Raw genomic sequence first — 20096 nt, 5'->3', positions numbered from 1 at the left:
ATTATTTTCGGAAAAAATCCTTGAACTTTTTTTCGTAGGGACGTAGTTTTGAACTTACCTTTTTTTTATTTATATAGCACCATTTGAATATTGGATCAGGAATCAAAATATAGGGGATCCATTTGAACCAAAGACTTGGCCCATTATGTACGTTAATAAGATCGCGTATTACGAGGTGCCTTTCTTTAATCCCCCAAAATTTTGCGATTGGAATTGATTGAAGGGCGTATTTTCTATCTTGACGAAGATACCAATTAACTAAACTTCGTTCATACCCCATCTGGCGCATCGCCTTATAGAGCTTGCCTGATGCTAGTGCGATTGCAATTCGAGAGTCACCATCACCAATTTTTACTGCTTTTTCACTGCCGTCTCTAACTTTGACGATTGATCTATTGCTGACAAATGAATCGCCCTGTAGAAGTAATTCAAAAAGTCCATAGGCAAATACAACATGTGAACTCAGTGCTGCAGATAAATCCAGAGAATTCCAAGACTCTCTTTTAATAATTAAAGATGAAATTGCACCCCATCGCCCCCTTGAATTTAAATGGAACTCTTTGGCACTTTGACAGTAGGAATCTTTCTCAATTTCAATTCGCTCAATCACATTTTTTAAGGCGGAGTCATATTTATCAAAATTGACCTGTATTGCTTTTAAATTTGGATGACTATCGATCAAACTCAATGCATAATCTATTGCGCCATCACACAACACATCATCATCTCCAAGTAGCCAAACAAATTTTCCAGCCGCCCTCTTGAAAAGCAAATCAATATTTCGATCAAATCCAAAGTTTATTTCATTCTTGTGGTACGAAATTTGCAGGTCATTTTTAGATTCAAATTCTCTAACGATGCTAGCAGTTTTATCGATGGAAGCGTTATCGGAAATCAAAATCTCAACTCGATTTAGGTTAGCGCAATTAATTTGACGACGCACCCCATCCAGGCATTCGGCAAGGTAGGCTTCGCCGTTATATGTAGGGATTCCAATTGTTAGCGCTATTTCAGTTGACATATTTTCATTTGCCTCTTTAAAGCTAATTTTAAAGACGGGGTCATAATTTAATATTTAAGGTCACCATACTATCATTGAGATCAAGCCTTCGAAGGTTCCTTTCTAGCGCTCTATGTGCCATTAAATACCTAGACGATTTGCAAGTTGTTATTGTGGCAGTGCTTGTAAATTCAAGTTTTTGAAAAATATATTACGTCTGCTGAAAGGTCATCACCAAGTTAATTGGCAGTCAGAGTTCTGTAGGGGAATCGCTTAAGGATAAAACAGTGCATACTATCCTCCATGCCTAATGTTTTGGAAATATTCCTCCTTACGCACAATCGTCCTCTACAGGCTATTGAGGCTGTCAGGTCAATTCTGGCTCAATCTGACCAGCGATTCAGGCTAATCGTTTCTGATAATTCAAGTAATGATGGGCTTTCAGTTTTGTTGGGGAGTTTTGGATCTTCTTTGACTTATGTCTATCGGAATAATAGCCAATGCCTTTCTGCTTTTGACCATTTTAATTTATGTATCTCTGAAGTGAATAGTCAATATTTTTCACTTCTTCATGATGATGATCTGGTACTACCTAATTATGTATCTGATTTCTGGGGGGCTAAAAAAGCCTTTCCTAATGCGATTGCTTTTGGCTGCAATGCCAGGGTTCGGCACTTAAACGGAATTGAGCACTCCTCTTTCATTAATAGTAGACGGTATTTTGGGCCAATTACACCCCATGTCTTAGCTTGGCAATATTTTGGTAGGCATAAGCTTGGGATTGCACCTTTCCCCTTTTATATCTATAACAAGGCAGCAATAGGTAGCACTCGTTTCTCAGTTCAAATGGGTAAATATAGTGATGTTGCATGGCTTTTAGACCTGGCTAATACAGGTCAAATGATGTGGATCAATGCCATCATGGGCATTTATCAACTGCATGAAGGAAATGATAGTAATTTTGAGTCAAGACAAGATCGATTACGATTTTTAGCTTATTTAAAGCAACATAAGTTACCAAATCATACTTTGCTAGTAACTTTGTACCGCCAATTTTTATATAAAAAATTGCTACCTTCAGATAGGTTGGTGATTGACTCTAGGCGGTTTGAAATATTACGTCGGTATATGGCCGACCCCTTTTATCGTGCACACACCTCTTTTTATAATCTAATCGCTTTGGTGGCTAAGTGCAAAGTGAAGACTGAGTTATTCATTATGAAGACTTTGGATGGGTTCAATGCGATACGCTAATATTTTTGCTGTGGGACATAGGGATAACTCCCTTTTTAGAGAAACTGATCCCACTCATTTATACAATCCCACCTATTTAATGAGGCGGTTAAGGGCGGAGTTTGAGGTCGTTGGTATAGAAATTAACACCGCAGATAGAGGGGTTTGTCATGATATTGAGTTCGAGCTGTATTTGGAAGGTCAAGCTCTAAGCGAAAAGAAGGTAAACAAATATTTATTGGCCTTAGAAAATCCCCTTATCAATACATTAAATGCTAATAAAGAATATTGCCTTCAATTCGAGCATGTATTTACTTGGAATGAAGAAATCGGTAAGTTGCCCAGCGCTACTGTTTTGATGGTCCCCAATCAAGTTCGAAAACAAACCTTCCCCACTTTTGCGAATCGCCAAATTTTTTCTTGTCTCATTAATGCAAATAAGCGTTTTAAGTCTTCTAGTGAATATGATTTATATGAAGAGCGACTGCGTGTAATTCGCTGGTATGAGTCTCATTACCCAACTGATTTCGAGCTTTATGGTTTGGGATGGGATAAGCCCAGCCCTGCATTTACTCCCTCAGAAAAGCTATTTCGACGCGTTAATAGATTGCGCTCACAAGCGTTTGGTTGTCGCCCATTTCCAAGCTTTGTGGGTCCCATAGCTAATAAAGACGATGTACTTTTGAATGCTAAATTTTCATTTTGCTATGAAAATGTAAAAAATTTACCCAATTATATTACTGAGAAAATATTTGATTCCATGATGGCGGGTTGCGTTCCCATATATTGGGGTGCAAATAACATAGCCAGTTACATTCCTAAAGAGTGCTTCATTGACCGCAGGGCATTCGACAGCATGGAGTCATTGCATGCATTTCTTAAGAAGATTGATTCCATTCAATATCAGTCATATCAAGATGCAATTGCTAAATTTCTGCAGAGTGAGCGGATGCAATTGTTTGATGCAGATCATTATGTTAGGGCTATCGTCCATCAGATTAAATCTGATCTAAAAGTGAGTTAAGCCAGACATGATGGCATGCATTTCTGTCATGATGCCGTTTAAGGATGAGTACTGTGGTACGAAGCCAAGACTGGCTGCCGTCTTATTCAGCGAGTAGTAATTACTCTTATTGCCGGTTAGATTCTGATTTATGCCCAATTTTGTAAACTCAAACTGAAGATTAAATTGCTCGTGTAGCGCATCCAGCAAAGTGAACTTATCAACAGGTGATTGGCTATAGCAATCAAGGGCTATATTGAATGGGGCTGAGCTCAATACTGTGATCAATAGATTGCAAAAGTCTTTTGGGTGAATATAGTCACGTACTATATTATTTTCATTTGTTAGTAAAACTTGTCGATTTTTAATGGCCCTTGCAATATCGGTAATTAAGTAATTAGAAGATAGATTTTGACTGCGGCTAAAGTAATTAAAAACCCTGACATCTACTATGGATAAATGATTGTGTGAGCGATGCCCGCATTCTGCTGCCAGTTTAGCTTTTGAGTACCAGTTCGATGGCGATAGCATGTTATTTTGAAGATTTGCGCGTGATTGGTTATCGACGGGCAATTTAAAGTCTGGACCGAAGATCGAGCCACTACTCAGAAAAATGTATCGGCATTTTGGGAAATGCTCCAGATAGTTGATGACCATATTGTCATAGTGCTGTGTGACATTCAAAATCTCATCACCAATCTGTTCGATCCGCTGAGGATTGCCAGCCCCAATGAAATTAATGATTACATCAAAATGGCGGGAGTGATTGAATTCATCTAGCGCTAGAGATTGAAGTTGCGTCGGTAAATTTAGACTGGAAGCCCATTGAGAGGTATGCTCGGGGCGACGAGAGAATAGGCATAATTCGTATTGTAGGTATCTACCCAAGAAGCTAATAACATCTTTTGCGATTTCGCTAGTAGCGCCTAAAATAGCGATGAGCATCATTATTTTTGACTCAGAAAGCGATTAATTTTTTCAGCAATTGCGCTTTCATCTAAACCATGCTCTTTTAGCAGGTACTCATATGAGCCGCAGTGGGTAGAAAAACGATCCTCCACCCCAATTCTTAAAATATGGCTTGGGCTATGCTCGCTACTGATTTCTGCAATAGTTGAGCCAAGACCACCCAATACGGAGTGCTCTTCCAGGGTAATGATTTGCCGATGTTGTTTGCAAATTTCAATAACCTGATTCGCGTTAATGGGCTTAATGAATGGGGCACTCCACATGGAGGCGCCGGAATATTGGGCATTAGTCAAGGCCAATGCGGTCGAACTCAGCGACCCTGTCGCAATGAAGGCTAATGTTGAATGAGGTATTTGTTTGATTGCTAATAAATCTCCTGTGTTGGGCGATAGTGGTGTAGCGTGCACCTCACCTCGATCTGATTTCCCTATCCGAATGTACACAGCAGAATTGGACTGGTAGGCTGATGTCATGCAAGTAATTAATTCATGAGCATCGGCCGGCGAGTATACCGACAGGTTGGGAATGGCTCTGGTGCAAGCAATATCCTCTGTCGACTGATGACTAGTTCCCAGGTGGCTATAGACAAAGCCAGCACCATCCCCGATGAATACCACTGGTAAATTATCATGCGCTACATCTAACTTAATTTGCTCTATTACGCGCACAGGTATAAAAGCGGCTAAGCCATATACAAAAGGTTTAAATCCAGCTCGGGCTAATCCAGCCGCCATACCCACCATATTTTGCTCTGCAATTCCAGCGTTGATGTACTGATTTGGGCATTCGCGTCTAAATGCATCAAAGAGAGCGTAACCATGATCGCCAGTTAATAACAATATATTTGAATCTGCTTTAGCCAAGGCAACCAAGGTATTTGAAAATGCGTCCCTCATTTATTGGCTCCATTTACTTCCAAGAGTGCTTGCCGATATGCATCTTCACTCAAACGGGTGTAATGCCAAATATTGTCATTCTCCATAAAGGAAACGCCTTTACCCTTAACGGTTTTAGCAATCAATGCTTTTGGACTGGTGGATTGACTGGCCCAAAGTTCAGAAATAGCCCCATCAATAGCAGATTCATCATGTCCATCAACGGTGATACTCTCAAATCCAAAGCTAGCAAATTTTTCCTCAATAGATCCTAAGTTGAGAATCTCGTCGGTAGCACCCATAGCCTGAAACCCGTTCTCATCAACGATGGCCATAAAATTTTGCAATTGATGATGACAGGCAAATAAAGCGCCTTCCCATATTGGACCCTCATTAATCTCACCATCACCCACCAAAGCATAGGTTTTCTGGGCTGTATTGCGAAGTTTTGCGCCAAGAGCCAGTCCTACCCCAACTGAGAACCCATGACCTAATGATCCTGATGTCACCTCTAAACCTGGTATGCGTGAATCGGATAATCCTTTTAAATCGCTACCATTCGAAAAGTATTGAGTAAAAGCCTCTTCTGGCAACCACCCCAGTTCACGCATACACGCATACTGAGCCATCACACCATGGCCCTTACTTAAAACCAAATAGTCACGACCCGCATTTAACGGATTATTTTCAGGGTACTTCAAATATTTCCGGTATAAAACAGCCAAAATTTCAATAATAGAAAAGGCGCAACCTATATGTACGGTTGAGCCTGCATAGGCCATATCCAATACGGTCTTTCTCAATACCTTAGGGTCAAATGCTTTTTCCTGGCTCATATCTGTGTTGGCTATTAAAAATTAACGCCCAAATAGGATTCTATTTTTTCAACAACAAATTCCAACATCTCTTTAGTTAGTGCGGGTTGCACACCAATCCAGAAGGTATTGTTCATGACGTTGTCTGTGTTGGTTAATTCTCCGCTAACGCGATATTGGGCATTCACCATATAAGGTTGTCTTGTCAAATTGCCGGCAAACAACAATCTTGTACCAATCTTATTTTGATCTAAATAAGTAGTTAGATCTAATCTTGAAACGGGCGAACCCTCTTTCACTGTAATCGGAAATCCAAACCAAGAAGGATCTGCCCCCTCTTCAATCACGGGAAGCTGTAAAAATTCTTCACAAGTGCTAAGGCGCTCTTTCAAAAATTTAAAATTGTCTTTACGGGCTTGAATAAATGCTGGCGCTTTTTCTAATTGCGCCAAAGCACAAGCCGCCTGCATATCGCTGATCTTGAGGTTGTAACCCAAATGGCTATAGGTATATTTATGATCGTAGCCTTTAGGCAAATTGCCTAGCTTCCAGCAAAATCGTTTGCCGCATGTATTGTCTTTACCAGGGGGGCAGTAGCAGTCACGCCCCCAATCCCTAAAACTCTCGGCAATTTGTTTTAATTCAAAATTATTGGTGAATACAGCGCCACCTTCACCCATCGTGATGTGGTGCGCTGGGTAAAAACTGAGCGTTCCAATATCGCCAAAGGTGCCCACCATCTGACCCTTATAAGTTGTGCCGAGCGCATCACAGCAGTCCTCTACCAGCCAGAGATTGTGCTTTTTGCAAAGGGCAGTTACAACGTCTAGGTTAAATGGGTTGCCAAGCGAATGGGCCAGCATGATAGCTTTAGTTTTAGGGCTAATTGCCGCCTCAATCTGTGAGGCGGCAATGTTATGGGTGTGCTTATCCACATCTACAAATACTGGAATAGCGCCAAATTGAATAATTGGATTTACGGTTGTGGGGAAGCCGGCGGCTACACCAATCACTTCATCGCCTTGCTTGATCGCACGATCGCCCAACTTGGGTGAGGTTAATGTAGAAAAAGCCACTAAGTTAGCAGATGAGCCTGAGTTCACTGTAATGGCATGTTTAACGCCAATAAATTCCGCCAACTTCTTTTCAAACTGCTCATTAAAACGACCGGTAGTAAGCCAGCCATCTAAAGAGGCATCCACCATGTTTTTTAGTTCTTCTGTGCCAATTAATTTTCCAGATGGAGGGACAACCGTTTGCCCTGGCTCAAATGCCTTTGGAGAAAACTCAATCGCAGCATATTGATCTACCAGCGCAGCAATTTGCTTACGTAATTTATCCTGCTCTAGTTTTCTAGTGTCGATAGTGTGTGTATTCATTGTTGTGTATTTGTTATTTAGAATTCATATAGTTATTAATTTGCGCAAGACTAACTTCTTGCATATTTACTTTTGCTTGAAAGGCTTTTTGCCATTCAACAATTTTTTGCGTGGCTACTTCTAGATTCCATTTGGGAATCCAGTCTAGTTGTCCATGCGCTTTTGAGCAATCCAGCTTTAAAAGTTTTGCTTCATGTGGCTGCTCGGAGCCCTCTTTTTCCCAACGAGCGGAATCACCCCATCCAGAAGTAATAAGCTCGACCACCTCTTGCACAGAACGATTATCTTCATCGCGTGGGCCAAAGTTCCATCCGGAGGCAAACTTCGAATCCTGCCCATATAGCGCTTGAGCCAAAATGAGATAGCCCGAGAGGGGCTCTAAAACATGTTGCCAAGGTCGCGTTGCCAAAGGATTGCGAATCATCAATGGTTTATTTGCCTCAAACGCTTTGATCGCATCAGGAATCAAACGATCTTCAGACCAATCTCCACCACCAATAACGTTACCCGCTCTAGCAGAGGCAATCTGATTGGTTGAATTGGGGCCTGAGAAATAAGACTGGCGGTAAGCGGAAGTTACTAATTCTGCGCAGCCCTTGCTGTTGCTGTAGGGGTCATAACCACCCATGGGTTCATTTTCTCGATAACCCCAAATCCACTCCTTATTCTCGTAACATTTATCGGTAGTCACAACCACAGTGGCACGAACTGTATCAATTGCACGCGTACTCTCAAGTACATGCACGGTGCCCATGACGTTGGTTGCGTACGTCTCTACTGGATTGGCATAGGAATAACGTACTAAGGGCTGGGCTGCCATATGAATTACGACATCAGGCTTTGCCTCAAACATGGCTTTTTGCAGAGTAGCTAAATCACGAATATCGGAGATATAGGATTTCTCAATCAGAGAGCCAATAGCCAATACATCAAACAAATTTGGTGTTGTATTGGGTGCTAATGCGTAGCCCGTTACCTTGGCTCCCATTGATGTAAGCCAAAGCGATAACCAGCTACCTTTAAATCCAGTATGCCCGGTTAGAAAGACTTTTTTGTCTTTCCAAAAAACGGGGTCAACCTGAGCGGGTTGCATTACCAAGATTTCCAGGGAGCATTGCCTGTGGCCCAAAGCTCTTCGAGGTGATTTTTATCGCGTAGCGTATCCATTGGTTGCCAAAAACCTGTGTGCTCAAAAGCGGCAATCTGATGATCGCGAGCCAAAGACTCAAGAGGTCCTTGCTCCCAGACAGTTGAATCATCTTTTATCAGGGTAATGACGCTAGGGGATAAAACAAAGAATCCCCCATTAATCATGCCGCCATCACCCTTAGGCTTTTCTTTAAACGTAGTGACCTTGTGATCCGCAATATCAAGAGCCCCAAATCGACCTGGCGGATAGACTGCGGCCAACGTAGCTGGCACTGCTTGCTTGCGATGAAACTCAATGGAGGCTCCAATGTCAATATCAGAAACACCATCGCCGTACGTAAAGCAAAAAGCCTCTTCACCTTTAACGTATTGAGCCACCCGCTTCAATCGGCCGCCTGTCATCGTATCTTCACCTGTATCTACTAGGGTTACCTTCCAGGGTTCGGCGAATCGTTGGTGAACTTCCATGCTATTTTTTTGCATATCAAAGGTTACGTCCGACATATGTAAAAAGTAGTTCGCAAAATATTCTTTGATGAGATAACCCTTGTAGCCGCAGCAGACAATAAAATCATTAACTCCATGGCTGGAATACATTTTCATGATGTGCCAAAGAATTGGTTTTCCACCAATTTCAATCATTGGCTTGGGGCGCAGGTTGGTTTCTTCGGAAATTCGGGTGCCTAGACCACCGGCCAAAAGAACTGCTTTCATAGAATTATTTCCATCATTAGCTGTGGGTGTTATTTTATCCTTTCCGGGTTGAATAATGGGTGGTGATTAGCGCTCAAAGGGGTATTTTGGGTATTTGGCCGAAATAAGATGACTGGTTCAAAAAAATTTCATCAAAGGAACGACGATGGGGTCAATATCACTACCCTATGGCTGCATCTTTGGAATCTTATTTAATCCCCTACCATTGATAAAAGGGCGAATCACTAAAAACCAACCCAAATCTAGGTTCACAAGCGCATTTCTGGCTAGCTTTTGATTTTAATCTAGCCCATAGGTCTTGGGGCGCTCAAAAAAAAGCAGCTGATGATTGGGTGGATCATCAAGTATCCAATAAGTAGTTGCAGGTAATTAATACCTGTGAATTTTATAATGAGATAATAGGTCTCAATTAACTCAAAATTCAATATAATTAATTATCGAATTTATCTTCGAAAAGATACTGCATGAGCCAGCAAGACAGATCTAGTGGAGTTCACTCTTCGCCTAATGGCCGCGATGATAATGATATCTCCCTCATCGACATCCTGCGCTTTCTCAAAAGTGCCTACAAAGCGATTGCGATCTTCGGGCTTGCCGGAATAGCCCTGTCTATTGCATACCTAGCGATGACCTCCAAGCAATATGAGGCGAGCGTCCAAATCGCCATGGCGCAAATTGGTGCTACAAACAACAACATCAATCCCCCGGGAATCAATATCGAGGAGCCAGCCCTCTTGATATCGCGCCTGTCTTCCCCAACCAGTTATACACCAGAGGTAATAGCGGCCTGCGGATTGCAAGGCCAGGCAAATGCCACCGTATCTCTTAGTAAGTCGATTAAGTTGACACCTGCCAAGGGGGTGGCGAGCGTGGTCGAGCTCAAGACTTTTGGCCTAACACCGCAAGCAGCCCAGGAGTGTGCGCTAGGGGTGTTTGAGTTGATTAAAACCACTCAGGCCCAAATTGTGGCTCCTTATATTGAGGAAGCCAAAATCAAGTTAGCAGATGATCAAGAGCGTCTCCAAAAAGCAAAGGACCTAGTCGCTAGGTCTGACAAGTCAGGCGCTGCGATGAGCGCAAGTTACCTATCAACGCGCGATGAGATCCGCTACTTATTAGACGAGATCACGGCCTTAAAAAATGTCGTAACCAGCAATCAAAATCGGGCCACCCGGATGGTCGCCCCCATCTACGCCAGCGACACACCCATTGCGCCAAAAAAACGCATGGCTTTGGCGGCCGGACTATTGGGTGGGCTCTTTTTAGGATTGCTGATAGCCTTAGCGCGCCAGATGGTGTTAATGCTAAAAAGCGCATCTGTTGGTGTATTGTGATCTTGGGTCTCATGCAGTTATTGGCGTGAGATCGGTCATTAGCGGGCCTCATGCTTAATTAAGTACTAAATAAATCAAAAAATAGCTATCAGCATTTATTAACAGAAAGTCTTCATGAAGATTGCAATTGTCGGAACTGGGTATGTAGGACTCTCTAATGCAATTTTACTTTCCCAGCACCATGAAGTCGTTTCTATAGATATTGTTTCGCAGCGGGTTGATTCTATTAACCGCCGAGTGTCTCCCATCACGGACGCGGAGATCGAAGAGTACCTTCAAACCAAAACCCTCAACTTAAAGGCGACTCTCAGTACAGAAGAGGCTTATGTCGGGGCTGATTTTGTCATTATCGCAACGCCCACTGATTACGATGAGGCGACGAACTACTTTAATACGGGTTCGGTTGAAGTGGTAGCGCGTGATGTAATCGCAATCAATCCCAATGCGCTGATAGTGATTAAGTCGACCATTCCCGTGGGATTTGTGGAGCAACTGCGCAAGAAACTCAAATGTCAAAACATTATTTTTTCTCCTGAGTTTTTGCGGGAGGGCAGAGCGCTTTACGATAACTTGCACCCCTCACGCATTGTGGTGGGTGAGCAGTCTGATCGAGCGAAAGTCTTTGCGGATCTCCTTAAAGAAGGCGCGATTAAGAAAGATATCCCAACCCTCTTTACGAATCCAACAGAAGCTGAAGCAATAAAACTTTTTGCTAATACGTATTTAGCGATGCGGGTGGCTTACTTTAATGAGCTCGATACCTATGCAGCTATTCATGGCCTGGATACCCGTCAAATAATTGAGGGGGTCGGTTTAGATCCACGAGTGGGTCCTCACTACAACAACCCTTCATTTGGATACGGCGGCTATTGCCTGCCAAAAGATACCAAGCAGTTATTGGCGAATTATCAAGATGTGCCACAAAACTTAATGCAGGCGATTGTTAATTCGAATTCGACTCGTAAAGATTTTATTGCACAAGATATTTTGGCTCGCAAGCCAAAAGTGGTTGGCATTTATCGACTCATTATGAAGGCGGGATCGGATAACTGGCGAGCATCGAGTATCCAGGGGATTATGAAACGCCTCAAGGCAAAAGGTGTTGAGGTGATCGTGTATGAACCCATCCTAGGTCAAAAAGAATTCTTTAATTCTGAAGTGCTTGATGATTTAAATGAATTTAAAAAGCGTGCCGAATTAATTGTTTCTAATCGTTTAGTCGATGAGTTAAAGGATGTGAGAGTTAAAGTCTATACACGCGACTTATTTGGTGGCGATTAAGGGGTTATATATGACATCACATTTCATAACGTTACAGTTACCAACATTTACAGATCTGCGAGGTTCGCTGACTGTTTTAGAAAATGCACTACCTTTTGATGTGGTTAGGATGTATTGGATTCATGAGGCAGATGGGCAAATACGTGGGGGTCATCGCCATACGTACACGCGACAAGCACTGATTGCCATGAGGGGGCGCATTTCGATATATATGAATGATGGGGTTAGTGAAGAAGTAATTGAATTATCGCAACCTAATAAATGCTTGTTGGTAGAGCCTAAAGATTGGCACACCATGACATTTGGCCCAGATTCGATATTGATGGTTCTATCCTCTCACACCTATGATCGAAGTGAATATATTGATTTACCTTATGGAGGGTGAGCATGATTGAGTACGAAAGCCTAGTAAATTCAAATGCAGCCTATATGGCTGATCTGGAGTCTGCGGCATCTCGTGTTATTCGTGGTGGCTGGTATGTGCTAGGACAGGAGGTTGGGGCATTTGAAAGTGAGTTTGCACAGTATGTTGGTGCCAAGCACTGCATTGGCGTCGCCAACGGCTTAGACGCCTTGATTCTCACGATTGAGGCGTTGGATTTACCTAAAGGTAGTGAGATTTTAGTCGCTTCAAACACTTATATTGCTACTATTTTGGCTATTGTGCGAGCAGGACATAAGCCGGTTTTGGTTGAGCCGGATATTGAAACTTACAATATAGACCCAGCAAATCTTATGGGAGCAATGACGTCGAAAACGCGTGCGATTTGTGTTACCCATCTTTTCGGCAAAAGCTGCCGTATGGACGCGATTGGAGAATTTGCGAGTTTACATAACCTGAGATTAATTGAGGATTGCGCTCAGTCACATGGAGCCAAACTAAGAGGTCAAATGACGGGTACTTTTGGTGATGCGGGGTGCTTTAGTTTTTACCCTACTAAAAATTTAGGCGCCATTGGGGATGCTGGTGCAGTTGTAACAAACGATGATGCACTTGCTGATCGTTTACTATACTTGCGCAATTATGGCTCTAAACAGAAGTATGTTAATAATTATGTGGGTGTTAATTCACGTTTAGACGAAATACAGGCTGCATTATTGCGCGTCAAGCTGCGCCATCTGGATGAGATGACGCAGCATAAACGCGCCATGGCAGAAATTTACTTCCGAGACCTCCCAAGCTGGTTAAATCTGCCGCGCCGCAGGGATGACGAATACGATGTCTTTCATATCTTCGGTGTGCGCCATGCCCGACGGGACGAATTGCGTGCCTGGCTATTGGAGAATGGAGTTAAGACTGAAGTGCATTACCCAATTCCTCCCCACAAACAAAAAGCGATGCAAGGGACTTTAAGTGGCGATTGGCCGATTGCTGACGAGCTACATGCTACAGAGCTAAGTTTGCCGATTTCAGTTGGCCATACTGAAATCGATATTCATGCTATCTGTGGGGTTCTCAACAAAGCAACATTAAGGTTTCTTCAAGTATGAGTTTAGAGAGTTCATTAAGGGAAAAAGAGTGGGATGTTGTCATCGCACCACGGAGTAAAGTAGTCGACTTAAATCTAGGAAACGTATGGCGTTATCGTGATTTGATATGGATGTTTTTCAAGCGCGATTTTATTGCGTTCTACAAGCAGACTATTCTTGGCCCTCTTTGGTATCTGATACAGCCCATATTAACTGCAATCACCTACTTCGTCATATTCGGGAAAATTGCTAATATTTCTACGGATGGACTGCCTCCGTTTATTTTTTATATTTCCGGCATTGTGGTGTGGACATATTTTTCTGCATGCCTGACCAATAATGCGGAAGTGTTTTAAAAAAATGCCCAGCTTTTTGGTAAGGTATATTTCCCTAGACTTGTAGTACCGATTTCGGTTGCTATCAGCGGCATGGTCGCCTTTGCTATCCAGTTTGCGCTGCTACTGGTTGTGAGTATCGGCTTCCTATTAGCTGGGGCGGAACTAAATTTGTATTGGCAAGCGTTGCCAATTGTTCTTTTACTAGTGTTTTATGTTGCCTGCCTTGGTATAGGTGTGGGGTTGGTCGTATCAGCCTTAACAGTTCGGTTTAGGGATCTTGCTTTCGCCACCGGTTTTGTTATCCAGTTGTGGATGTTTGCCTCTCCGGTTGTTTACCCGTTCAGCCAAATACCGGAGAAGTACCGTGTCTTTTTCCATCTTAATCCCATGACTGCACCCATTGAAAGCCTTAGAGCCCTTATGTTCGGCACGGAAGGCGTTGGCATTACAATCTGGCTTGCCAATATTTCTATTACCTTGGGCTTGTTGATTCTTGGTCTGGTGTTATTTACGCGCGCAGAATCGAACGCAATGGATACGGTATGACGGAAGCAGCCATGGCAAAGGACATAGTCATTCACGCCCACAATATAAGTAAGCACTATAGGCTCGGCGTCATCAATCACGGCACCCTTTATCGTGATTTACAAAGCTGGTGGGCAAAAATCCGTGGCAATCCAGATCCCAATGCAACGGTAGGTGGCGCTTGGAGTCACAGTCAATCGCGCGTTGAAGGGGATTTGTTTCGGGCCCTTGAGGGAATAAGTTTCGATGTTTCCCGTGGCGAGATTATCGGTGTTATTGGTGGCAATGGGGCTGGAAAATCTACCCTGCTTAAAGTGCTTTCGCGAATTACGGCACCCACAGGTGGTTGGATCGGGCTATCCGGGCGGGTCGCTAGCCTGCTCGAAGTTGGTACGGGCTTTCATCCTGAGCTTACCGGACGTGAGAATATTTATTTGAACGGTGCAATTCTCGGAATGTCCTCCCGCGAGATATCACGCAAATTCGACGAAATTGTCGAATTTGCGGAGATCAGTCAATTCATTGACACCCCAGTCAAACGTTATTCTTCTGGAATGTACGTTCGATTAGCATTTTCGGTAGCGGCTCATTTAGAGTCTGAAATTCTTCTCGTTGATGAAGTTCTTGCCGTTGGAGATATCGCTTTCCAAAAAAAATGTCTGGGTAAGATGGAAGACATCGGATCAAGCGGGCGCACAATACTTTTCGTCAGTCACAATATGGCCGCTATTGAAAACCTCTGCACTAAGGCCTTAGTGCTCAAAGATGGGCGAGTCGATTTTCACGGAAACGTTAAGGAAGGTATTGAACACTATCACGCGTTTTTCGGAGAATCTGAGGGCATCAATTTAGAGGGCGCCCCCAGATCGGGAGATGGCAGAGCGAGGATTTCCGATGTCTGGTTTTCAGATACAGAGGGTAACCGACTACCAATCTTAAAGTCGGGTCAAGAGGTGCAGCTACATATCGCCGTAAATCCCGTTGCTGAGAAATGCAGCAATTTGATTCTTGCTGCAGGTATAACTACTCTACAGGGTGAAGGGGTGCTCCATTTATCTACTGAAACAGGTGGACTGCCGCTTCCTAGTCTCGATACCGCTACTGTGTTGACTTGTACAATCCCAAGGTTGACATTGCGCGGAGGTTACTATTCAATGAATCTGTTTCTTTCCGCCAACGGGACAGTAACAGATTGGCTTCAAGGGGGATATAGATTTCAAATTGAAGACGCTGATTTTTATAGAACTGGTAAATTGCCCCCTGAGGGGTACTCAACATTTCTTGCGGATTTTTCTTGGGCCATTGCGAAAGAATAATGTTAAAACGTATCTTAAAGTATAGTCATTGGCAATTGAGTCGCTTAGTTAAAGCGTTAGACCGTGATTCTAAAAAATATCATGACGATTCAGTGCAATTCCAAAAGCTCATGGCGGCCAACACCGAAAGAGTCTTTGAGCAAATGTATGCAGACCCACAACTTTTACAACATTATCTAGTAAAGAGTCGACTCGACTTTTATCGATTGGTTGCTAGTAAAGTAGCCGATCTATTTACTGGAGATAAGGTTGGCGCTGCTTGCGTTGACATAGGATGCGGAACTGGCCACCTACTAGCTGAATTGCGTAAATCCGGCTTTGGAGGTCGCCTTGTCGGGCTTGACTCGGCAACTGCGGCCGGAGATCAGGTTCGATCTCATGGTGCAAATCTGGAATTCTATCCGGGCTATTTATCTGATCAGAAGTGGCGTAAAGAGTTTGATCTAGTTCTCTGTACGGAGGTACTTGAGCATTGTGACTATCCCGCCGAAATTGTCCGGGAAATGATTCAAGTAACAAAAACTGGTGGGATGATCGCAATCACCGTTCCTGATGGCAGAAACGATACTTGGGAAGGGCATATCCATTTTTGGAGCCCAGAAAGCTTTAAGCTCTTTATTGAAGGCTTTCAAATAAATGCTACCTTTGATTATTTCGAAAATACTAATTTTTGCATGCTGCATTGCTGAATCTAGAGATAGATATGCTGAAGAAATTTACAAATAGTATCTTTAAGTTATTCGGTCTTGAGATGCGGCGAGCTGAAAAGCGAAAAAATACATACGTTTCTCGTTCAGCATGGGAGTATCAATCTCTGTACGTTATGCCAAATTTTGGGGGGACTGATCGTGTGATAGATATTGGCTGTGGGGCGGCCCCATCTCCAATAGCCTCAGTGCTCACAGATTTCTTTCCTGATGAAAGCATCCATCGGGCACGGCCGGTGGTGGAGGATCGGCCGTTGATAGTCTGCTCTGCGAATCGAATGCCAATAAGAGATAAGTTCTTTGATTTGTCCATATGCTCGCACGTACTTGAGCATGTGCCAGACCCGGCCAGTGCCGCATCAGAAATAGGCCGTATTTCAAAAAAGGGGTATCTAGAAACTCCAGCCTATGGAAAGGACGTGCTGGTTGGTACAGGTCATCAGCATATCTGGCAGGTAGTTAATGACAACGGCCAGTTCCATTTTTTTCCCTACACACAACGTCAACATCAAGCCCATGCGAATTCGTCTTTTATGTCGATCTGGTGCCAGGATGAATATCACCCATGGCAACCTTTCTTCTGGGAAAGGCAGGACATTTTTAATGCTATTCAATTCTGGGAAAATTCTCCCAATGTTTGTGTTCATGAAATTCAATTTTGCAAGGAAAGACAAGCTGTTTCCGAGTGGCAACCGATTGCAACTGAGCGACTGCCTAGCACTCCATCTGCGCTAAGTCAGGAAGAAATTGCCTTGCTGGAATCTTGTTTAATTTCTCCCGACGGTGGTGGCGCTATGCGATATTTAAATGGTGAGTTCGTTGACGCCACGGGAAGGATTAAATATCCAGTGCGGGGAAAGCGCATTTATTTTGAGATGGCCCCCCTTGTCGAATTGATTTGATAACCCGCTTTAAGCTTATCGTGCAATATCATTATTGCTGGGTAAGTCGATCTTTAGCGCCCAGGAAACAAAGCTTTGCAAATGAAAAAAAATACAAAAGTGAATCGCGCTTTCGGAAAAGGTCTCACATGCTGTCCTGTATGTACCAATATTGAGACGACAACTGTTCGCCCAGTTTTTGACGATCGCTATGGTTGTCCCGACATGTTCTCCCTAGTTCGATGCAATGCCTGCGGCCATATTATGACTTCTCCAGCTTTGCAGGAGGATGAGCTTGGTGGGCTATACAGCACTTATTACCCCCGTAAGAATGTTGTGTCCGCAGACTTGGTTGCAGTAGCCAAGGAAGCCGCAGAACCATGGGCTCGGCTGTACCGTTGGTGGGGTGGAACTAATAACCAAGGTCAATACATGGTGTCTCGCGGTCAAGTCATGCTTGATGTCGGCTGTGGGAGCGGCTTATCGCTTTTGGAAGCTCAAGAGTTAGGAGCGGAGGCCTATGGCATTGAGGCCGATCCCAATATCCGTCGTATTGCAGACGAACTCGGGCTTCGAGTGCATATCGGCAGCCTACATGATCAGCCTTTTCCAGGTGTCAGCTTCGATTTGATTGTGCTCAACCAGGTAATTGAGCACATTCCAGATCCCAGTATTGCCTTGGTCGCTCTGAAGGAGCGGCTAAAACCAACTGGGCGACTCGTACTAGTTTTTCCCAATAGACGTTCTTTTTGGCAAAGACTTTCCGGTGCAAAGTGGATAAATTGGCATATTCCCTATCACCTTCATCACTTTGACGCGAATGGTTTTAAGGTTTTCGCACAACGTCATGGCTTCAGGGTTATTCGCCAAAAAACGATTACCCCGAACATCTGGTCCATTCTTCAGTTGCGGGCAGTGCGCCAATCGCCTGAACCCGGGATGCCGAGTACCATGTGGGAGGTGAAATCAGCTGCGCCAGTCGTTTCCAGCGATCTGGGCAAGTCACTTATTTTGAGCTCGCAACGAATATTGAGAGGGCTGTTGAAGCGGGCGACATTTGTTGGTTTAGCCATCTTGAATCGCGTTTTGGATATGGTTGGACAGGGTGACAGCATCTTGGTCGAGCTCCAGATCAAAGAAACACAATGACAGTCCACGTACTGGTTCCCGTATTTAACCGCCTGGAATTCACTAGGCGAGTGCTTAACTGTTTGAGAATTCAGGTGGTAGATGAGCCTCTCAGGCTAATCGTGATTGATGACGGATCAACTGACGGTTCTGCAGACTTCCTAGATGCTCAACTGGATATTACCGTCCTCAAGGGAGATGGCTCGCTCTGGTGGGGTGGGGCGATCGAGCTTGGTTTGCAGCGTGTGCTTGTGGATTGTCAACTTTCAGACTGGGTTCTGCTTGTTAATAATGATACTCAGTTTGATGCAAATTTTGTCCAGCGACTGGTCGATACAGCCCGTGCCTATGCTCCGGCCGCTGTCGGCAGCGTAATTTGCGACGAGTCAGTTCCCGATCAACTGTTGTCAATTGGTGCGATTTTGGATACTTGGAGACTAAAAGTACGCGACAAGCTGGATCAAACGCGACCCCGCGATACAGCGAAGGGCCCTCACCCTGTCGATGCCTTGAGTGGGCGCGGTACGCTCTATCCCATAGCAGCCTTCCGTAGTGCGGGCACTATGAAGACTACTTGGCTTCCCCACTACTTGGCCGATTACGAACTTGCATTTCGTGTGCGCAATGCCGGCTACAAGCTGTTGGTATCTGAAGCCACAGCGGTTCTTTCGGAAAACGAATACGGCAATTCATATCAGCCTTCTGGATTGCGAGATAAATTTTTCGCAGTTCGCTCTCCCTATTATTTACCTGCCGTTTTGGCTTTCTGGTGGCGAGCCAGTTCTTTAGTGGAATGTTTGACGCTGCTGCCAAGACTTATTTATGTGAGTCTTAAACTTCGCCGGTCTCTTTCATGAAAATTGTTATCGTTGATACCTACTACCCAGCCTTTTTGACTCGCTTTTACGCGCAACAAAATGGATTGGCGGCGACCGACTACTCGACTCAACTACAAGCTCTTTTGAATGCCTGCTTCGGTACTTCGGATTTCTACAGCCGCCATCTGAATTCATTGGGTTGCGAAGCCCAAGATCTAGTAGTAAATTGCATCACGCTGCAACAAGCTTGGGCAAACGCGAATAATCTCCCCTTCTCGCAGTTGGCGTTGAAGATTCCCCATCGCCTGTTTCGTGTGCCCCTATTCGGGAAATTTCTAGCCGACCTCCCCGGCCTAATGGATGTAGCCATCGCCCAGATCAAGGCTGCAAAGCCAGATATTCTTTACTGCCAAGACTTATCTTTTTTCCCGAGCGAGGTTCTATGTGAGCTAAAGCAGCATGTACGCCTAGTCGTTGGCCAGATAGCCTGCCCTCTGCCGCCCGAATCCTTCCTTAAAGGCTACGATCTGATTCTGACGTCTTTTCCGCACTTCGTTGATCGCTTACGCGCGCTTGGTGTTGCATCTGAATATTTTCGCATTGGCTTTGACGAGCGCGTATTGTCATTGCTAGGTAATGTGGACAAGGACATTGACTTTAGTTTTGTCGGTGGCATCAGCCGCCACCACGGCGGGGCAATTCCTTTGCTGGAATATTTGACAGAGCGTACCACGATACGTGCGTTCGGTTATGGTGTCGATAGCCTCCCTTCGTCCTCCCCCATGCGCCAACGACACGGTGGCGAAGTTTGGGGATTGAATATGTACCGCGCACTCGCACGCAGTCGAATTACGTTGAATCGCCATATAAATGTAGCGGAGAATAACGCTAACAATATGCGGCTGTATGAGGCTACCGGGGTTGGGGCCATGTTGCTGACCGACCGCAAGGACAACCTTCATAAACTTTTTGACATTGACCGCGAAGTCGTTGCCTATTCAAGTAAAGAAGAGGCCGCTGAGATGGTCCGTTACTATCTCGATCATCCGGATGAGATGGCGAGCATCGCCCAAGCCGGCCAAGCACGAACCTTGCGTGAGCATACTTATAGGCAGCGGATGCAGGAATTAATGCCCATACTCAAGCGCCACATGAGGTAAA

21 protein-coding genes are annotated in these 20096 nt (G+C 44.2%); 14 read left to right on the top strand and 7 right to left on the bottom strand.

All coding sequences use genetic code 11. The features are described 5' to 3' along the window. Nucleotide 1: 1 nt before the first annotated feature. Nucleotides 2-1021 carry a glycosyltransferase family 2 protein gene (locus ICN11_RS01480; protein ID WP_216228815.1) on the bottom strand — a complete coding sequence of 340 codons (1020 nt, stop codon included), beginning with the start codon at nt 1019-1021 and terminating at the stop codon, nt 2-4. 282 nt (nt 1022-1303) lie between these two features. Between ICN11_RS01480 and ICN11_RS01475 the strand changes: the two genes are divergently transcribed. Continuing rightward, nucleotides 1304-2254 carry a glycosyltransferase family A protein gene (locus ICN11_RS01475; protein WP_216228814.1) on the top strand — a complete coding sequence of 317 codons (951 nt, stop codon included), beginning with the start codon at nt 1304-1306 and terminating at the stop codon, nt 2252-2254. Next, nucleotides 2241-3257 carry a glycosyltransferase family 10 domain-containing protein gene (locus ICN11_RS01470; RefSeq protein WP_216228813.1) on the top strand — a complete coding sequence of 339 codons (1017 nt, stop codon included), beginning with the start codon at nt 2241-2243 and terminating at the stop codon, nt 3255-3257. The genes ICN11_RS01475 and ICN11_RS01470 overlap by 14 nt, the downstream gene beginning before the upstream one ends. On the opposite strand, the gene ICN11_RS01465 is transcribed toward ICN11_RS01470, so the two are convergent. From ICN11_RS01465 to rfbF, 6 genes are read right to left on the bottom strand one after another with little or no spacing between them, the layout of a single operon-like run. Further along, nucleotides 3243-4184: an NAD-dependent epimerase/dehydratase family protein gene (locus tag ICN11_RS01465; protein WP_216228812.1), complete on the bottom strand. Its 942-nt coding sequence runs from the start codon at nt 4182-4184 to the stop codon at nt 3243-3245. The genes ICN11_RS01470 and ICN11_RS01465 overlap by 15 nt on opposite strands. Further along, nucleotides 4184-5101, bottom strand: coding sequence for a transketolase family protein (locus ICN11_RS01460; protein ID WP_216228811.1), 918 nt, complete (start codon nt 5099-5101; stop codon nt 4184-4186). Before ICN11_RS01460 ends, ICN11_RS01465 begins: the two co-directional genes overlap by 1 nt. Continuing rightward, nucleotides 5098-5916: a transketolase gene (locus tag ICN11_RS01455; RefSeq protein WP_216228810.1), complete on the bottom strand. Its 819-nt coding sequence runs from the start codon at nt 5914-5916 to the stop codon at nt 5098-5100. The genes ICN11_RS01460 and ICN11_RS01455 overlap by 4 nt, the downstream gene beginning before the upstream one ends. A gap of 14 nt (nt 5917-5930) precedes the next feature. Then, a complete protein-coding gene (gene rfbH, locus ICN11_RS01450) occupies nt 5931-7274 on the bottom strand; it encodes a lipopolysaccharide biosynthesis protein RfbH (RefSeq protein WP_216228809.1) in 1344 nt (447 codons plus the stop codon). Nucleotides 7275-7287: 13 nt separating this feature from the next. Next, nucleotides 7288-8367: a CDP-glucose 4,6-dehydratase gene (gene rfbG, locus ICN11_RS01445; RefSeq protein ID WP_216228808.1), complete on the bottom strand. Its 1080-nt coding sequence runs from the start codon at nt 8365-8367 to the stop codon at nt 7288-7290. Further along, entirely contained in the window at nt 8367-9137 is a 771-nt protein-coding gene (rfbF, locus tag ICN11_RS01440) for a glucose-1-phosphate cytidylyltransferase (RefSeq protein WP_216228807.1), read from the bottom strand. Before rfbF ends, rfbG begins: the two co-directional genes overlap by 1 nt. Before the next feature lie 464 nt (nt 9138-9601). Here rfbF and ICN11_RS01435 point away from each other — a divergent pair, with 464 nt between their 5' ends. From ICN11_RS01435 to ICN11_RS01380, 12 genes are all read left to right on the top strand, one after another. Further along, entirely contained in the window at nt 9602-10471 is an 870-nt protein-coding gene (locus tag ICN11_RS01435; protein ID WP_216228806.1) for a Wzz/FepE/Etk N-terminal domain-containing protein, read from the top strand. Between the two features lie 114 nt (nt 10472-10585). Further along, nucleotides 10586-11752 carry a nucleotide sugar dehydrogenase gene (locus ICN11_RS01430; protein WP_216228805.1) on the top strand — a complete coding sequence of 389 codons (1167 nt, stop codon included), beginning with the start codon at nt 10586-10588 and terminating at the stop codon, nt 11750-11752. Between the two features lie 10 nt (nt 11753-11762). Next, nucleotides 11763-12137 carry an FdtA/QdtA family cupin domain-containing protein gene (locus tag ICN11_RS01425; protein WP_216228804.1) on the top strand — a complete coding sequence of 125 codons (375 nt, stop codon included), beginning with the start codon at nt 11763-11765 and terminating at the stop codon, nt 12135-12137. A gap of 2 nt (nt 12138-12139) precedes the next feature. Then, a complete protein-coding gene (locus tag ICN11_RS01420; RefSeq protein WP_216228803.1) occupies nt 12140-13243 on the top strand; it encodes a DegT/DnrJ/EryC1/StrS aminotransferase family protein in 1104 nt (367 codons plus the stop codon). Beyond that, nucleotides 13240-13578 (top strand): ABC transporter permease, encoded by a 339-nt coding sequence (locus tag ICN11_RS10770; protein ID WP_216228802.1) that lies wholly within the window; start codon nt 13240-13242, stop codon nt 13576-13578. Before ICN11_RS01420 ends, ICN11_RS10770 begins: the two co-directional genes overlap by 4 nt. A 72-nt stretch (nt 13579-13650) precedes the next feature. Continuing rightward, nucleotides 13651-14106 carry an ABC transporter permease gene (locus ICN11_RS10765; protein ID WP_216228801.1) on the top strand — a complete coding sequence of 152 codons (456 nt, stop codon included), beginning with the start codon at nt 13651-13653 and terminating at the stop codon, nt 14104-14106. Next, the gene (locus tag ICN11_RS01405) at nt 14103-15401 is read left to right on the top strand and encodes an ABC transporter ATP-binding protein (protein WP_216228800.1); all 1299 of its coding nucleotides are present in this window, start codon (nt 14103-14105) and stop codon (nt 15399-15401) included. Before ICN11_RS10765 ends, ICN11_RS01405 begins: the two co-directional genes overlap by 4 nt. Then, nucleotides 15401-16090, top strand: a complete 690-nt coding sequence (locus ICN11_RS01400) for a bifunctional 2-polyprenyl-6-hydroxyphenol methylase/3-demethylubiquinol 3-O-methyltransferase UbiG (RefSeq protein WP_216228799.1) — start codon at nt 15401-15403, stop codon at nt 16088-16090. Before ICN11_RS01405 ends, ICN11_RS01400 begins: the two co-directional genes overlap by 1 nt. Nucleotides 16091-16104: 14 nt before the next feature. After that, nucleotides 16105-17010 (top strand): class I SAM-dependent methyltransferase, encoded by a 906-nt coding sequence (locus ICN11_RS01395; protein WP_216228798.1) that lies wholly within the window; start codon nt 16105-16107, stop codon nt 17008-17010. A gap of 81 nt (nt 17011-17091) precedes the next feature. Continuing rightward, nucleotides 17092-18138: a class I SAM-dependent methyltransferase gene (locus tag ICN11_RS01390; RefSeq protein WP_216228797.1), complete on the top strand. Its 1047-nt coding sequence runs from the start codon at nt 17092-17094 to the stop codon at nt 18136-18138. Next, on the top strand, nt 18135-18974 hold the full coding sequence (locus ICN11_RS01385; protein ID WP_216228796.1) for a glycosyltransferase family 2 protein: 840 nt from the start codon (nt 18135-18137) through the stop codon (nt 18972-18974). Before ICN11_RS01390 ends, ICN11_RS01385 begins: the two co-directional genes overlap by 4 nt. Next, the gene (locus ICN11_RS01380) at nt 18971-20095 is read left to right on the top strand and encodes a glycosyltransferase (protein ID WP_216228795.1); all 1125 of its coding nucleotides are present in this window, start codon (nt 18971-18973) and stop codon (nt 20093-20095) included. Before ICN11_RS01385 ends, ICN11_RS01380 begins: the two co-directional genes overlap by 4 nt. Nucleotide 20096: the final 1 nt, after the last annotated feature.

It is taken from the genome of Polynucleobacter sp. 78F-HAINBA (genome assembly GCF_018882325.1).
GTDB lineage: Bacteria > Pseudomonadota > Gammaproteobacteria > Burkholderiales > Burkholderiaceae > Polynucleobacter.
Note: the sequence above shows the minus strand (reverse complement) of the source record. Positions and strands in the feature narration are given on the sequence as shown.